The sequence below is a fragment of the Planctomyces sp. SH-PL14 genome (assembly GCF_001610835.1).
In the GTDB taxonomy this organism is placed as follows: Bacteria; Planctomycetota; Planctomycetia; order Planctomycetales; family Planctomycetaceae; genus Planctomyces_A.
On the sequence record NZ_CP011270.1, the window covers coordinates 7,654,915 to 7,668,968 of the forward strand.

The 14,054-nt window shown below is 65.3% G+C and carries 8 protein-coding genes; 2 read left to right on the top strand and 6 right to left on the bottom strand.

All coding sequences use genetic code 11. The annotated features are described in order from the left end of the window. Window positions 1–101: 101 nt before the first annotated feature. From nusA to VT03_RS29495, 4 genes are all read right to left on the bottom strand, one after another. The gene (nusA, locus tag VT03_RS29480) at window positions 102–1,487 is read right to left on the bottom strand and encodes a transcription termination factor NusA (RefSeq protein WP_075096315.1); all 1,386 of its coding nucleotides are present in this window, start codon (window positions 1,485–1,487) and stop codon (window positions 102–104) included. A 421-nt stretch (window positions 1,488–1,908) separates the two neighbouring features. After that, entirely contained in the window at window positions 1,909–4,029 is a 2,121-nt protein-coding gene (locus tag VT03_RS29485; RefSeq protein WP_075096316.1) for an ABC transporter ATP-binding protein, read from the bottom strand. Between the two features lie 87 nt (window positions 4,030–4,116). Continuing rightward, on the bottom strand, window positions 4,117–5,652 hold the full coding sequence (locus VT03_RS29490; RefSeq protein ID WP_075096317.1) for a trypsin-like peptidase domain-containing protein: 1,536 nt from the start codon (window positions 5,650–5,652) through the stop codon (window positions 4,117–4,119). A 78-nt stretch (window positions 5,653–5,730) separates the two neighbouring features. Further along, window positions 5,731–6,183, bottom strand: a complete 453-nt coding sequence (locus VT03_RS29495; protein ID WP_075096318.1) for a TraR/DksA family transcriptional regulator — start codon at window positions 6,181–6,183, stop codon at window positions 5,731–5,733. Window positions 6,184–6,581: 398 nt separating this feature from the next. Between VT03_RS29495 and aroE the strand changes: the two genes are divergently transcribed. Beyond that, window positions 6,582–8,063: a shikimate dehydrogenase gene (gene aroE, locus VT03_RS29500; RefSeq protein ID WP_075096319.1), complete on the top strand. Its 1,482-nt coding sequence runs from the start codon at window positions 6,582–6,584 to the stop codon at window positions 8,061–8,063. A gap of 162 nt (window positions 8,064–8,225) precedes the next feature. Here aroE and VT03_RS29505 read toward each other — a convergent pair whose 3' ends face one another. Further along, a complete protein-coding gene (locus VT03_RS29505) occupies window positions 8,226–8,990 on the bottom strand; it encodes an arginyltransferase (RefSeq protein ID WP_075096320.1) in 765 nt (254 codons plus the stop codon). Between the two features lie 155 nt (window positions 8,991–9,145). Here VT03_RS29505 and VT03_RS29510 point away from each other — a divergent pair, with 155 nt between their 5' ends. Further along, window positions 9,146–9,673: an adenine phosphoribosyltransferase gene (locus tag VT03_RS29510; RefSeq protein WP_075096321.1), complete on the top strand. Its 528-nt coding sequence runs from the start codon at window positions 9,146–9,148 to the stop codon at window positions 9,671–9,673. A 76-nt stretch (window positions 9,674–9,749) separates the two neighbouring features. Here the strand turns inward: VT03_RS29510 and VT03_RS29515 are convergent, their stop codons facing one another. Beyond that, window positions 9,750–13,871, bottom strand: coding sequence for a beta strand repeat-containing protein (locus VT03_RS29515; protein ID WP_156514843.1), 4,122 nt, complete (start codon window positions 13,869–13,871; stop codon window positions 9,750–9,752). Window positions 13,872–14,054 lie beyond the last annotated feature (183 nt).

Here is a 14,054-nt window from a genome sequence, read left to right on the forward strand (position 1 = left end):
GAGCGGCGGCATCGGCCCCGCTCCCACCACTCCGCCCCGTCCACTGACCTGAACCACAATTTCTGTCGAAGGCTGCTGTCTCTGTTTTTGCCGGGCCGTCCTCATGCCTCTTCCACCACTGGAGCTCCGCCACTGTTGTCGCCGGCACCAGTCGCCTCGACCGGGGCCGCTTCGGGCTCAGCCGTCTCGGCAACGGCTTCGCCATTCTGCTCTCCCTCGACGGCCGCCTCGGCCGCCGCCGGAGCGGGGGCCGGTGCAGGCACCGGGGCCGGGGCCGGCGGAGCGTTCCGATTGGCCCGTTCCTGGGCCTTCCGGACCGCCGCTTCCGCCTCTTCCCGCTGACTCTCTTCTTCGGCGCGGGCGACGATTTCGTCGCACTGCTCGGGGGTCAGTCCGCCGAGCTCGGCGAGCTGATCGGGCTCGATCACCGACAGGTCTTCAAAGCTGAAGAAACCCTGGGAGACGAGCGCTTCCGCCAGCTCCTCGGTGACGTGCGGGACTTCGGCGAAGGCCTGAACCGAGCGGTCGAGCTGCGTGTCCAGCTCTTCGCGGGTCATGACTTCGATGTCCCAGCCGACCAGCTTCGACGCCAGGCGGACGTTCTGTCCCTTCTTTCCGATCGCCAGCGAGAGCTGGTCCTCGCGGACGAGGACGATCACGCGGCCGAGCATCGGACAGAGGATGACGTCCTCGACTTCGGCCGGCTGCAGTGCGTTGGGGATCAGGACCTGGAGCGAGTCATTCCAGCGGATGATGTCGATCCGCTCGCCGTCGAGCTCGTCGACGACCGTCTTGATCCGCGAGCCGCGGACCCCGACGCATGCGCCGACGCAGTCGATGTTGTTGTCGAAGCAGGAGACGGCGACCTTGGAGCGGTACCCCGCTTCCCGGGCCAGGGAGCGGACGGTGATGAGCTGGTCGGCGACTTCCGGGATCTCGACTTCGAACAGCCGGCGGACGAGGTCCGGATGGCTGCGGGAGAGGACCACCTTGATCCGGCTCCCCATCTTCTTGACTTCGAGGACGATCGCCCGGATGCGATCACCCACCTTGTGGGCTTCGCCGGGGACCTGCTCGCTCTTCGGAAGGAGCGCCTCGATCTTGCCGATGTTGACGGTCGCCACGCTCTGGTCGACGCGGGTCACGGTCCCGTTGACGAGCTGCGAGCGGATCTCCGCGAATTCGTCGTAAAGCGTATCCCGTTCCGCCTCGCGGAACTTCTGGATCATGACCTGCTTGGCGGTCTGCGTCGCGATGCGGCCGAGGAGTTCCCCGAGCTCGTCGCGGGGGAGGTCGGAGCCGTCGATCTTGGCGGCGGGTTCGCCCGACTTGCGGTCGATCGAGATCACGATCTCGCGGTCTTCGCCGTAGTGCTTGCGGGCGGCGGAGAGAATGGCCTGCTCGATCCCTTCGAAGACGATCTCGGCGTCGATGTTCTTATCGCGGTGGATCGCGTCCACGATCCGCAGAACTTCGCTTCCGTTCATGATCGACCCCCTAAAAACGAAAAAGGGGGCTCTCGCCCCACTTTAGTCCATCCAACGGTTCGGGTGATCCGCCGGAAACTGCGAGCGCAAGCTCGCCGACATTCCGCGGCAGAGGCCGACCGATTTCTCGCTCGCCTACATCATCAGCAACCTCGCATGACGACGTCACTCGCGACCAAACCTCTTGACTGTTCAGGAGAACGGTCAAGAAACACCTCACGGACGACGCGGGGGAAGCGTGGGGACTTCACCCGTCGCCCTCTCCGGACCGCCGGAGAGTACCGCGACAATTTATCGGAAAGAGAGGATAAGAATGGACTTTCGTGAAGTCAAGGGTCTGGCGGGATCCGTCGACACGAAGTCCGAAGCCGATTCCGCTTTCCGCGGTCAGCCTTCGTGAGCATGCGATCCGGCCGCCCGGTCAGGCGGCCGCCCCCTTCGTCCGTTCCACGGCCCTTTCGGTCTCGACCGAGGGTTTTTCTGCCGCCGCCCCTCCCTTGAGTCGAGGAACGGCCCGCGATGGTGCGTCGAACAGCCGCCGGTAGAGCGGGCTCGAGTCCATCAGCTGCGCGTGGTTGCCGTCGGCGACCACCTGTCCGCTGGCCACGACGACGATCCGGGTCACGAACTGGAGGAGGCTTTCCGACATCGAGTGCGTGACGATGAACGCCGTCCGCCCCTTCACAAAGTCCCGCAGGGTGGCGTGGATCAGGGCTTCGCTCTCGGCGTCGATCGCCGAGGTCGGCTCGTCGAGGATCAGGATCGACGGATTCCGGACGATCGCCCGGGCGAGCGCGATCCGCTGCCGCTGGCCGCCGGACAGTTCCTTCCCCTTCTCTCCCACCCGGGTCTCGAACCCGGCGGGGAACCGTTCGACGATCGGCAGGACGTGGGCCATTTCGGCCGCCTTCTCGATCTGCTCCCGCGTGGCGTCCGGGGAACCGTAGCGGATGTTCTCAAGGATCGTATCGTCGAACAGGACGGTGTCCTGGGTGACGAGCCCGATCCGGGAGCGGAGGTCGGCCGTCGTCATGTCGCGGATCGACGTGTCGTCGATCCGGATGTCCCCCGCCTGCGGATCGTAGAGCCGCAGCAGGAGATTCAGGAGCGTCGACTTGCCGCAGCCGTTGGTGCCGACGACCGCCACGACTTCGTTCGCCTTGACGTCCAGCGAGAGCCCGTCCAGGACGCTCTCCCGGGGGGCGATTCCGTTCCGCGGGTTGTAGCGGAACGTGATGTTCTGAAAGGAGATCGACTGAAACTCGCTCGGGAACGGGACCGGCTCGGCCGGTTCGGGAATCCGGGACTCGTCGTCGATGACGTCAAAGATCCGGTCGATCGCGGCGTTGGCCCGCTTCACGCGGGAGAACGAGGTCGACATCTTCCGGCACGGATCGAGCATCCCGGCCAGGAACGCGTACAGCATTCCCAGCATGGCGGGGTCCATCACCTCGGACGAGAGCTTGATCCCCCAGATGTCGGTCCGCTCCTTGAGGACGAGGTACACCCCCGGGAGGAGGGCGATGAACATGGCCGCCAGCCCCAGCAGCTCGAGGGCCGGGCGGGTCAGGGCGTCGAGCTTTACGACCTTCATCGAGGTCCGGTAGTACTCGTTGCACTGGTCGTCGAACATCTTGCGATGCCGGGTCCCGGTGTTGAACGCCAGGATCACCTTGATCCCGTCGAAGGTCTCCTCCAGCACTTTGTAGATCCGGGACATGCTCTCCATCATCCGCCGGCAGGCCCGCTTGAGGAGCACGCCAAACTGGTTGATCGTCAGTCCCAGGAGCGGAACGAACAGCAGCGAGAGGAGCGTCAGCCGCCAGTTGATGACCAGGGCCCCGACCATGCAGGCGAGGCACTTGAGCGGCTCGCGGATCAGCTTCCCGGCAAAGAGCGTGATGGTCGTCGAGAGCTGTTCCGTGTCGTAGGTGAACCGCGACATGAGCCCGGCGGTCCCCTCCTGCGAGAGGGACTCGTAGTCATTCTTGAGTGTCTGATCGAGCATCTGCTTGCGGACATCGATGATGATCAGCTCGGCGACGCTGTTGACGAGGACTTCCTGGAAGTACAGGAAAACGCACTTGATCCCGGTGGCGACGAGCAGGACCCCCAGGATCGCGGCCAGGGTCTGCAGCTTGTCGCCGGGGATGTAGGGAAGGACGTAGCACTGCAGCCAGAGGACCTGCTGGTGCGAGCGGGAGAATTCGTTGACGCGCCCCTGCTCCCGGACCATGGCCTGGCGGGTCTCGACGCGCTGCGGGTTCTCCGGCGGGAGGCCCTGTCGTTCGAGGGCGGCGTCCTGCTCCGTGATCACCTGGAGCTGCCGCGTGTGCATTTCGATCTTGGCCGTCGCGACGGCGATCTCCCCCTCGGCGTATTCGGCGAGGCTCTGCTTCTCGAACAGCACCTTCACGATCGGGAACGCGACCGTAAGGTTGGCCCCCCACAGCACGGCGACGATCAGGCCGCAGACCAGCGAAACGATCAGCCGGCGGCGGTGCGGGTAGAGAAACGGGAAAAGGCGTCGAAAGTTGTCCACTGTCGTCCGTCCGTGGAAAGTGCGGGATCTCGTCGGTGAGGTCCCGTGCGGAGCCTCCGGCGCGGGGCCGGGGCGGTCGCGGTGGTCTCAGGGGCTGGGGGCAGGTTTGGGAGCCGGCGCGGGGGCGGGGGCGGGTGTCGGTACGGCGAGGTCGGGCCGTTTCCAGATCACCAGTTGATCGGTCGGGGTTCCGTTCGAGACCCGCCGCACCTTGAGGAGGACTTCCTCGCCGGCGGGGATGGTCTCGAGGATCTGGTCCAATTGCTCGGCGGTGGCGACGGGGCGGCGGGCGACCTCTTCGATGACATCGTAGAGCTGCAGGCCGGAGTCCTCGTCCGCCTCCGTCACGAGGAGACCGCGGGTCCGGGCCGGCAACCCGACCTGTCGGGCGATGGGGGGCTGGAGGATCCGCGTCGAGAACTTCATCGGAATCGCCGGCGTTCCCCCCCCGCCCTGACCCGGCTGGGCCGCCTGGCGGTTCGGCGGGCGTTCCGAGAGGGTGACGTTGAGAGGGGTCCGCTTTCCGCCCCGCAGGACGATGACCTGCACAGTCTTGTTGACGGTGGTCAGGCTGACGAGGTGGATGAGGTGGTTCTCGTCCTCGATGTCGATCCCGTCGAAGGTCAGGATGACGTCGTCCTCCCGGACGCCGGCGGAGTAGGCGGGGGTGTCCGTGTAAACCTGGAGGACGTGGGCTCCCCGTTCGCGGTCCAGGTTGAACCGCAGGGCGGCCTGCTCGTCGAACTCCTCGTCGAGCCGCACGCCGAGGTAGCCGCGGCGGACCCGGCCGTGCTCCAGCATCTGGTCGACGACGTACTTGGCCAGATTGGACGGGATGCTGAATCCGATCCCTTCGTTGCCGCCTCCCTGGGAAGCGATGGCGGTGTTGATCCCGATGATCCGGCCGGTCAGGTCGACCAGCGGCCCTCCGCTGTTGCCGGGGTTGATCGCCGCGTCGGTCTGGAGGAAGTCCTGGTTGATGACTTCGTAGTTGTTGTCCGTCAGCACGAGCGCCCGGCGGCCCTTGGCGCTGATGATCCCGAGGGTGACCGACTGGCTGAGTCCAAACGGGCTTCCGACCGCCATCACCATGTGTCCAATGTCGAGGCCGTCGCTGTCTCCCCAGCGGGCGGTCGGCGCGTTCGTCACCGGGAGCCGCAGAATGGCGATGTCGGTCGCCTGGTCTTCCAGGATCTGCGAGGGGGTGAGCGGCGTGCCGTCCGACATCCGGACCTTGACGCTCTGTTTGTTGGCTCCGGCGATGACGTGCCGGTTCGTGACCACGAAGTACCCGCCGAAGCGCTGGCTGGTCATGATGACGCCGGAGCCGGTCTCTTCGACGGTTCCGTTACGCCCGCCGCGGCGGCTTTCGATGTGGACGACCGTCGGCTTGACTGTCGCCGCCACCCGGGAGAGTTGTCGGCCCGCCTGCTCGAGGATCGTGGCGCTCTCGCCGGCCGGGAGGCGGGAGTTGGCATCCTGCGGGAGCCCGGCCGTCTGCGGCGGCTCAGCGGAAGCGCATGTCAGAAAAGTGGTGAGCGCCAGGGAGCCCAGCGTGGCGCGGATCAGCGTCGTCTGACGAAATCGGCATTCCCATCGACCGCGGAACGTCCCTGCGGACATCTTGACGCTCTCCATCCTTGAAGACCGGTATGGGCGAACCGCCCCCGCCCCTGCCCCATGATGTCCAAATCCGCCGGTTCAGTCGACATCAACATCCATCTGATCGAGTGTCAGGTCCCGCTCCTGTTGCCGCGACTCCAGGTCGCTGACCGTCTCCCAGTCTTCCTTGCGTTTCCGCTGTTTCCGGGGATGTTCGGCGTTCTGCTGGCACTCGATGCAGCGGGTCGTATGCGGCAGGGCCTCGAGCCGGGCAATGGAAATCGGGCGGCTGCACCGCTCGCATTGGCCGTAACGCCCTTCCTTTAGGGCGTTTATGGCTCGTCTGACGAGGAAAAGCTCGTCGCTCTCGATCGAAGCGAGCTGCGACCGGATTTCCCGCTCCGAGTCCTCGTTGGCTACGTCTCCCGCATCTCCCGAACCGAAACCGGTGTCGGCCGTCCCTTCCGTGTCGTGGAGATACATTTCCTCGAGGTCGGCCCGGTGGGCCAGCAGTCGCTGATGAAGTCGTCTCAGTGCCTGATCGCGCGTCATGGCCTTCTCCTCCTCATCGGGGTGAAGAGTTACAATGTCCTTTGCTTGAATACGTTGCGAAGAACGTTCGTTAGCAAACGGTCTTCGGTGGAATTGTTGCCACGGGGAAGTCGGCGACGGGAAAAACCCGAGCCGTTCCGTTTCGATTTCGACAATTTTCTCGTTGGGAAATGCCAAAGGGCCACGGTAACTTCATCTCCCCCGTGAATCGGTTCGCCGGAGCGTTCCCCCGAAACCGACGGTCAGCGGCCCCCGCTGCAGGCGACCCGCCCGCCGGAGGGCGACGACGGCGAACAGAGAACCCCGTCCGGCCTCGGTGGCGGTGCCGCAAGGGGACTCTCCCTGGCGGTTGTCCGGCATTCAGCACCTCAGACCACGCACCGAAGACCAAGCACCTAATGATCTGCGTCAGTCTTGGACGGACCCGACACCGGATGATGCTCGCCGAGCATCAGGCCCTGGCCCAGCGGGGAGCGGAACTGGTGGAGCTGCGGCTCGACTGGCTGTCCCGCGCCCCGGAACTGCAGCGGCTGCTCAAGGATCGTCCCACCCCCGTGATCTGCACGGTCCGCCGGCCCCAGGACGGCGGGCGGTGGCGCGGGTCGGAGGAGGAGCGGCAGACGATCCTCCGGCAGGCGATCGTCTCGGGGGTCGAGTACGTCGACCTCGAACTGGACGCTGCGGAAAAAATTCGCCGCTACGGGAAGACGAAGCGGATCGTCAGTTTCCACGACTTCCAGGGGACTCCCGAGAACCTCGAGGAGATCCACGCGCAGCTGGCGGCCAAGGACGCCGACATCGTCAAGGTCGTGACGACGGCTCAGTCTCCCCTCGACTGCGTGCGGCTCCTGAAGCTGGCCCGCTCCGCGAAGGTCCCGACGATCGCGTTCTGCATGGGAGAGATCGGTCTCATCAGCCGCATCCTGTGCGGACGCTTCGGGTCCCCGTTCACGTACACGACGTTCAGCGCCGACCGCGTCCTGGCCCCCGGCCAGATCGTGTTCGACCAGATGAAGAACCTCTACCGGTACGACCGGATCACGACGGCGACCCGGATCTTCGGGGTCATCGCCGATCCGGTGGCCCACAGCTACAGCCCGGTGATCCACAACGCCGCGTTCCAGCATGACGGCCTGGACGCGGTCTACATCCCGATGCGCGTCCCCGCGGACCAGCTGACCGCGACCCTCAAGGCGTACGGGGACCTGGGGGTCGAAGGGTACAGTGTCACGATTCCCCACAAGGAAGCGGTCCTGACCGCCGCGCAGTTCCGCGAGCCGATCGCGGAGGAGATCGGGGCGTCGAACACGTTGTTCCGGGACCAGAACGGGAACTGGCACGCCGCCAATACCGACTACGAGGCGGCGATGGGCTCCCTCCGCGCGGGACTCAAGGAGAAGGGGGACGCCGATCTCTCCGGAAAGCGGTGCCTGATCCTCGGTGCCGGCGGCGTGGCCAAGGCGATCGGCCTGGGGCTGATCAAGGCGGGGGCGATCGTGACCGTCGCGAGCCGGACGAGCAAGCGGGGGGCGGCCCTGGCGGCGCAGCTCGGCTGCCAGTCGATCGGATGGGAGAACCGCGGGGCCGGGTTCATCGACGTCCTTGTGAATTGCACCCCTGTCGGGATGGCGCCCAACGTCGATCAGAGCCCATATGCCGGCAACTGGCTGCGGGAGGGGACGCTCGTGTTCGACACGATCTACAACCCGGAGAACACCCTGCTGATCAAGGAAGCCCGGGAGCGTCTTTGCCTGACGGTGAGCGGGCTCGAGATGTTTATCCAGCAGGCGGCGGCCCAGTACGAGCATTTCGTCGGGCGGCCCGCTCCGGTCGATGTCATGCGGGATGCCCTGAGGCGGGCGATGTCCGCCGCGCATTGAGACTGCGGGCGCGTTTGGACGATGTCCTTGCCGGCACGACGCTTGTTGCTCAAGCCCAACGTGCCACGGCAGCCGGGAGCAAGGGAGCGTGACTCCCTTGGATCCCCCACCAGGGACCAGCCCCTGGACCCCAGCGCAAGATCCGGAGCGATCGGCAGGATTTCAGCCCTCTTGGATTTCCTGGGAATCGGGACGTTTCCAGACCGGATCGTCGTTGTCGGCGACGTAGGCCGACAGCAACTCGTACGGCCCGAACTGGTTCTTGTAGGCCATCGACTGGCATCCACTGACCCAGTAGCCCAGGTACAGCCACCGCTTTCCGAGCTCGCGGGCCAGCTCGATCTCCCGAAGGATGCTGAACGTGCCGAGTGCCCGGGACCGCAACTCCGGGGCGTGGTAGAAGTAGATGCTGGAGATCGCATCCGGGACGACGTCGATCAGCCCCAGGCCGACGAGCTGACCTTCCGCGAGGTAGCGGATCTCGAACGGAAAGTCCCAGGGGCCGGCAAGGAAGCCCTCGAAGTATTCGGACGGCGCGGTTTCCCGATTCGGCCATCCGCGCCGCGCGTGCATGTCCGCGTGGTAGGCGTTGTACAGCGCAATCTGTTCGCTCGAGACCTCAGGCCGCTCGACAACCGTTTCGATCTCCTGGTTCTTCTGCCAGCAGCGGCGCTGGCTCTTCGACGGCTGGAACGCGGCAACGTCGACCCGCAGGCTGACGCACTGCGTGCAGGCGGGGCAGCGGGGGCGGAAGAAGTGCGTCCCCATCCGCCTCCATCCCCGCCCCAGGAGCAGGCTGTATTGGGTTGCGGTTAACGTCCGGTAAAGACGGTACTCCAGGGCCGCCGTCTGATCCGGAAGGTAGGAGCAGGGGCGCGGGGGCTCGCGGAAAACCAAGGGGAGCGATGTTGGAAACGAGTCTCGCATCGACCGGCCGAAGGTTGGGAGGGACGGACTGTCACGATATCGAGCGGGCCCCCTCTCATGAACCCTCCGGGCGGTTGCACGAGGCAAGACTTCCTCGTCACACTACCGCGCGCTCAAACCTGCCGGAAAACGCTTTTGCCTGGAGACAGAGCCCGATGGCCGACCTGAAACCGTGGATCCGCAATGTTCGCGACTTCCCCAAGCCGGGGATCATGTTTCGGGACATCACGCCGCTCCTGTCCGATCCGGCAGCGTTCCGGTCCGCGGTCCAGATGATGGCCGACCCGTTCCGCGACCAGGGGATCACAGCCATCGCCGCGGCGGAAGCCCGGGGCTTTATCTTCGCCGCCCCGCTGGCGCTGGAGCTCAACGCCGGGTTCATTCCGGTCCGCAAGCCCGGCAAACTCCCCTTCGACACGCAGTCCTTCCACTATGAACTCGAGTATGGGAAGGACACGCTCGAGATCCACATCGACGCCGTGAAGGCGGGCGACAAGGTCCTCCTCGTCGACGACCTGCTGGCGACGGGCGGGACGATCGGCGCCTGCGCCCGGCTGATCCAGAACTCCGGGGCGGAAGTCGCCGGCTACGCCTTCCTCATCGAACTGGCGTTCCTCAACGGCCGCAAGCGGCTCGGATCGGGGAAGGTCTTCAGCCTGATCTCGTACGACGACGAGAACTGAACGTCGCTCTGGAAAGCAAAACACTCCGGGCGGCGGCTAAGCCACCCGGAGTGTTTTGTCCGCTTTTGTCCGGCGATCAGGGGACCAGGGTCCCGTTGATGCTGATCTGACCGGTGGTCGTTCCGCCAGGGGCGACGATTCCCGTGAACCCGCCGCCGTTCTGGGTCTGAATGAGGTTGTCCCCCTGGTTGACCAGGACGACGGTTCCGGCCTGCACGCCGGAGAAGTCGAAGCCGACTTCGTCGAGGGTGTTGAGGTCGAACAGGTTGATGACGTTCAGACCGATGTTGTACGTCGAGTTGACGTTGCCGACGACCTGATTGACCGCCACGGCCGTTCCGAAGGTGGCGTTGTTCGAGAAGTTGATCAGGTTGCTCTGGATCGTGACGTCGCTGTTCGCGCCATCGAACTGCAGCAGCATGGCCGTGCTCAGGATTCCTCCCATCTGGAATCCGGCGATGGTCGAATTCCCCTGGGCGTCGAAGCCGAAGTTGTTGGTGATGAGGGCGGTCGTCTGGGCGTTGAACGTCCAGTCGAGACCGACGCTGCCGTTGAAGTTGTTCGGGCCGGTCGTGGCGGTTCCGGTCTGGAGGACGTTTCCGGAGTACTGGATGCCGCTGTTGAGGGCCGCGTTCCCCTGGAAGATCCCGAAGCCCGTGTGGGCCTGACCCTGCATGTTGAACAGGTTGTTCAGGACCACCGAGTCGTCGGCGATTCCCCCTTGCCAGACGATTCCCAGGGCGGCCTGGCCGAACGTCCGCTGCGACTGGAAACCGCCGGTGCGGGTCGTCGTGTCCCCGTTGTCCGAGATGTCCAGGTGCAGGATCCCGCCCGTCGTGAGGCCGTCGATCCGGACCATGTCGTTGCCGGACCGGAGGCCTCCGTCGCTGATCGTATTGTTGTCCGAGATCGTGACGAAGTAGTCGTCGTCCGTCGTTCCGACGATCCGGATCTGGTTGGCGCCCAGGTTGGCGTTGAAGTTGTTCCCCTGCAGGGTGGTGGTGAACACGGAGAACGCGTTCAGGCCGCCCGCATCGCCGAAGGCTCCGAGGCCGTTGTTGGTGATCTGCGAGTTGCGGATCTGCAGGATGTTCGTCGTCCCCGTGCCGCTGATCGTGTTGACGTCGATGGCCCCCCCGGGGTTTCCGGTGTAGACCTGATTCTGCAGCACGATCCGGCCGACGTTGTCAAACTGAGCCCCGGCGACCGTGAATCCCTGAATCGTATTCTGGGCCGCGGTGCCGATGCCGTTGACCGTGAAGCCTCCGGCCAGGTTCTGCACGAGGATGGCATTGGTTCCCCCCGCGGCCGCGACGGCCCGGATGCGGTCGAACGTCAGGTTGCCGTTCAGCAGTGTCGTGTTGTCGACATGCACGGCGGCGATCCCGGTTCCGTTGGTGACTTCGATGGCTCCCCCGCCAGTTGAGACGGTCTGGTTGTCCTGCATGTAGACCATCGTGCCCCCGGTGCCGGTCACGCTGAGCGTGTTGAACCCGACACTCGTGTTGTCGCGGATGTCGACGCCCGGACCGGCGATCGGCGGGAACGCGATGGGTGGAGTCGCCGCCGTGGGGGCGGTGCCGAGAACACCCGTGGCCGCGAATCCGGTGAAGCTGACGGGGCCAACGGTGTCGAAGATCTGCAGCGCCGATTCGACCTGCGCGAGAGTGTTGTCGACGTTCGTCGCTCCGAAGAACCGGATCGGCCCGGTCGTATTGCGGATCTCGATCCCCACATCGGTGCGGTCCGTGATCAGGTTCGTGCCTCCGACGAGGGTGGAGCCGAAGTCGACCGCCGCACCATCGTTAAGAATCTGGATCGAGGACGATGGCGTTCCCAGGAAGACACCCCCGGCCTCGTCGATCGAGGTGCTGCCGAGGACGACGAATGACGCGTTGCCGCTGTTGGTGGCGACGCCGGCCCGGTCGCCGATGTTGATCCCCGCACCCAGCGGGCTCCCGTTGATGTCGATGAATCCGAACCGGACGGCACCGCCCGAGCTCTGGAAGTTGATCGCCGCGTCGCCGAGGGCCGTTCCGCCGCCGGCGCTCTGGCCCGTCTGTCCCATGTTGATCTGCGTCAGGCCGTTGAACGCCACGCTGCCGTCGATCGTGAGGCCCGTGATCTGGACGCCGATGTCGTTGCGGTTGGTGATAATCAGGTCGCCGAGCTGAGTGAAGTCGCCGTCATAGTTGACGATCTCCACTGACGGCCCGCCGACGTCGTCGATGAAGATGAAATCGTTCACGGCTACGTTGCCGAAGGAGTCGAGCAGCTTGAATCCGGCATTGGCCCCGGTACTGCTGACGAAGACGCTCTCGAGGGTCGTCTGGGCGTTGGATCCCTGGATCAGGACGCCGTTGCCGCCGATATCGACGATCTCCGTGCCGGTGAGGTTGACGACTCCGAAGTTGTTGATCATCCGCAGGGCGTAATTCCCGTTCGCCCCGATGTGGGTCAGCTCGCCTTCCTGGAGGCTGATGAGGGCGTTGCCGCCATTGATCTCCAGGGAATTGCCGAGCACGGCACCGGCCGAGGCGGGACCGAACTCGGGGTCATCGCCGACTCGCGTCCGGTCGAGGCTGACGGTCCCGAAGGCGTTGGTGACCGTAATCCCGTTGCCGGTGATTCCGTTCATGACGTTGTCGCGGGCGACGACATTCCCGACGCCGTTGATGTTGATGACGCTGGTCGTGGCCGAGTCGAGGAAGCTGAAGCCCGAGAAGGTGCTGTTGTTCGCCATGTTGACGATCGGGCCGCCGCCGGTGTTCAGGTTGGTGAACAGCGGGCGGTTGACCCCCAGCGTGGCGCGGGGAACGTTGATGGTCCCCCCGCCCTGCAGCGGCAGCGTGTTCGTGACGAAGTTCGATTCCCCGAGGACGGTCTGCCCGGCGACCAGGTTGATCGGCGTGTTGATGAGGGGGTTCTCGACGATCGTCTGCGGGTCGGCGCCGTTGTAGACGCTGTCGGCATGGACGTAGTAGATCGTGCCGGGGAGCGGCGGCGAATTGGCGAACGCCTCCTGCAGGTAGCGGTACGGGTCGTCGATCGTTCCCGCCCCTCCCGGGAACTGCGAGTTGGCCGGCGGGTTGTCGTTCGGCGGCGGCAGGTTCCGGATGTGGACGAAGTTGTAGATGTTCCCGTTCGGGTCGGTCGCGAGCTGGTCGGGATTCAGGACATCCTGCGTGTTGGCGACGACGTTCCGGTTGCGGCGGGTCCACTGCGAGATGCGGTTGAACTGGCTCGTTCCCAGTCGCGGGCGGGACTCCTGTCCGTTCCAGTAGTTGAGGTCGATGCCGAAGACGACGTTCTTGTCAAAGACGTTGTCGCTCGTGAACTCGACGAAGGAGTGCACGACCTTCTCGAACAGGTCGCCGTCCAGGCGGAGCTTCCAGCCCCAGACCCGTTCCAGATCGAGGTTCCGCGCCTCATAGTGGTAGACGCCGGCGGAAAGCTCGGTGTTGAACTGCTGGGCGAACTGGCCGACGACCGGCACCGTGAAGGTGAGGTCCCCCCCCTCAAGGGCGGACGCGACGGTGGTCGACGTGTTGAAGGCGATATTGTTGCCCTGGAAGCGGACGGAGCCTGGGACGAACTGCGTCGAGATGTCCCGCCGCTTCTGGCCCTGGGGCTGGTAGTAGTTGAAGCGGACGTCGAGCCACTCGGTGAAGAGCTCGCCGGAGAAGCCGACCTGGTCGAATTGCACGCCGTTCCGGGAGGCGTCCATGTCGTACCAGAACGACCCGCCGACGACCGTGTTGAGCTGCCGGAAGAAGTGGCGGGCCCCGACGCCGGTGCTTCCGCCGATTTCGTCCTCGTTGGTGTAGAAGCCGCGGAGGTCGGTGAAGAAGTACGTGTCCTCGACGAAGATGTATGGGCTGAGGTCGAGGTAGGTCAGCGACGTCTGTCGCTCGATGTTCGGCCCGGCGATGTGTCCGAAGCGGCCCAGGACTCCCATGCCGCCGACGCCGACGTCTTCCGAGACCGGAGGCTGGAAGACCGCCTCCGGGGGCTGGGCGGGCGAGTACCCGTACGGGGCCGCGAGGGTCCCCGAGTCCTGGATGGGAAGCAGCTGCCCCCCTCCATCGGGGCCGTACGGCGGAGCGGCCCCGTCCTGGGCCGTCACGGCGGAGCCGACGGTGAAGATTGCGAGCAAGAGTGCCAGCACGGCACGCCACTGTGAGGATCGACTGCTCATGTGATCGAGGCTCATCCATGCACCTCTGAGTCATCCGCCGCTGCCTGCGGGCGAGTGCCCGAGGAGGGGGGTGCGATCAGGAGAGGGCCCGACTGGCCGGCATCCGGAGATGTCGAACAGGCGGAAACGGGGGACGGTTGGGGACGCTTTCGAAACTCGCGCGGACCGGAGGCTTCCGGCGCG

What these genes read in the sequence shown, in the direction of transcription:
- VT03_RS29505 (WP_075096320.1), bottom strand. Translation starts at nt 8,990, where the DNA reads ATGCGAGACTCGTTTCCAACATCGCTCCCCTTGGTTTTCCGCGAGCCC.
- VT03_RS29510 (WP_075096321.1), top strand. Translation starts at nt 9,146, where the DNA reads ATGGCCGACCTGAAACCGTGGATCCGCAATGTTCGCGACTTCCCCAAG.
- VT03_RS29490 (WP_075096317.1), bottom strand. Translation starts at nt 5,652, where the DNA reads ATGTCCGCAGGGACGTTCCGCGGTCGATGGGAATGCCGATTTCGTCAG.
- aroE (WP_075096319.1), top strand. Translation starts at nt 6,582, where the DNA reads ATGATCTGCGTCAGTCTTGGACGGACCCGACACCGGATGATGCTCGCC.
- VT03_RS29495 (WP_075096318.1), bottom strand. Translation starts at nt 6,183, where the DNA reads ATGACGCGCGATCAGGCACTGAGACGACTTCATCAGCGACTGCTGGCC.
- VT03_RS29515 (WP_156514843.1), bottom strand. Translation starts at nt 13,871, where the DNA reads ATGAGCAGTCGATCCTCACAGTGGCGTGCCGTGCTGGCACTCTTGCTC.
- nusA (WP_075096315.1), bottom strand. Translation starts at nt 1,487, where the DNA reads ATGAACGGAAGCGAAGTTCTGCGGATCGTGGACGCGATCCACCGCGAT.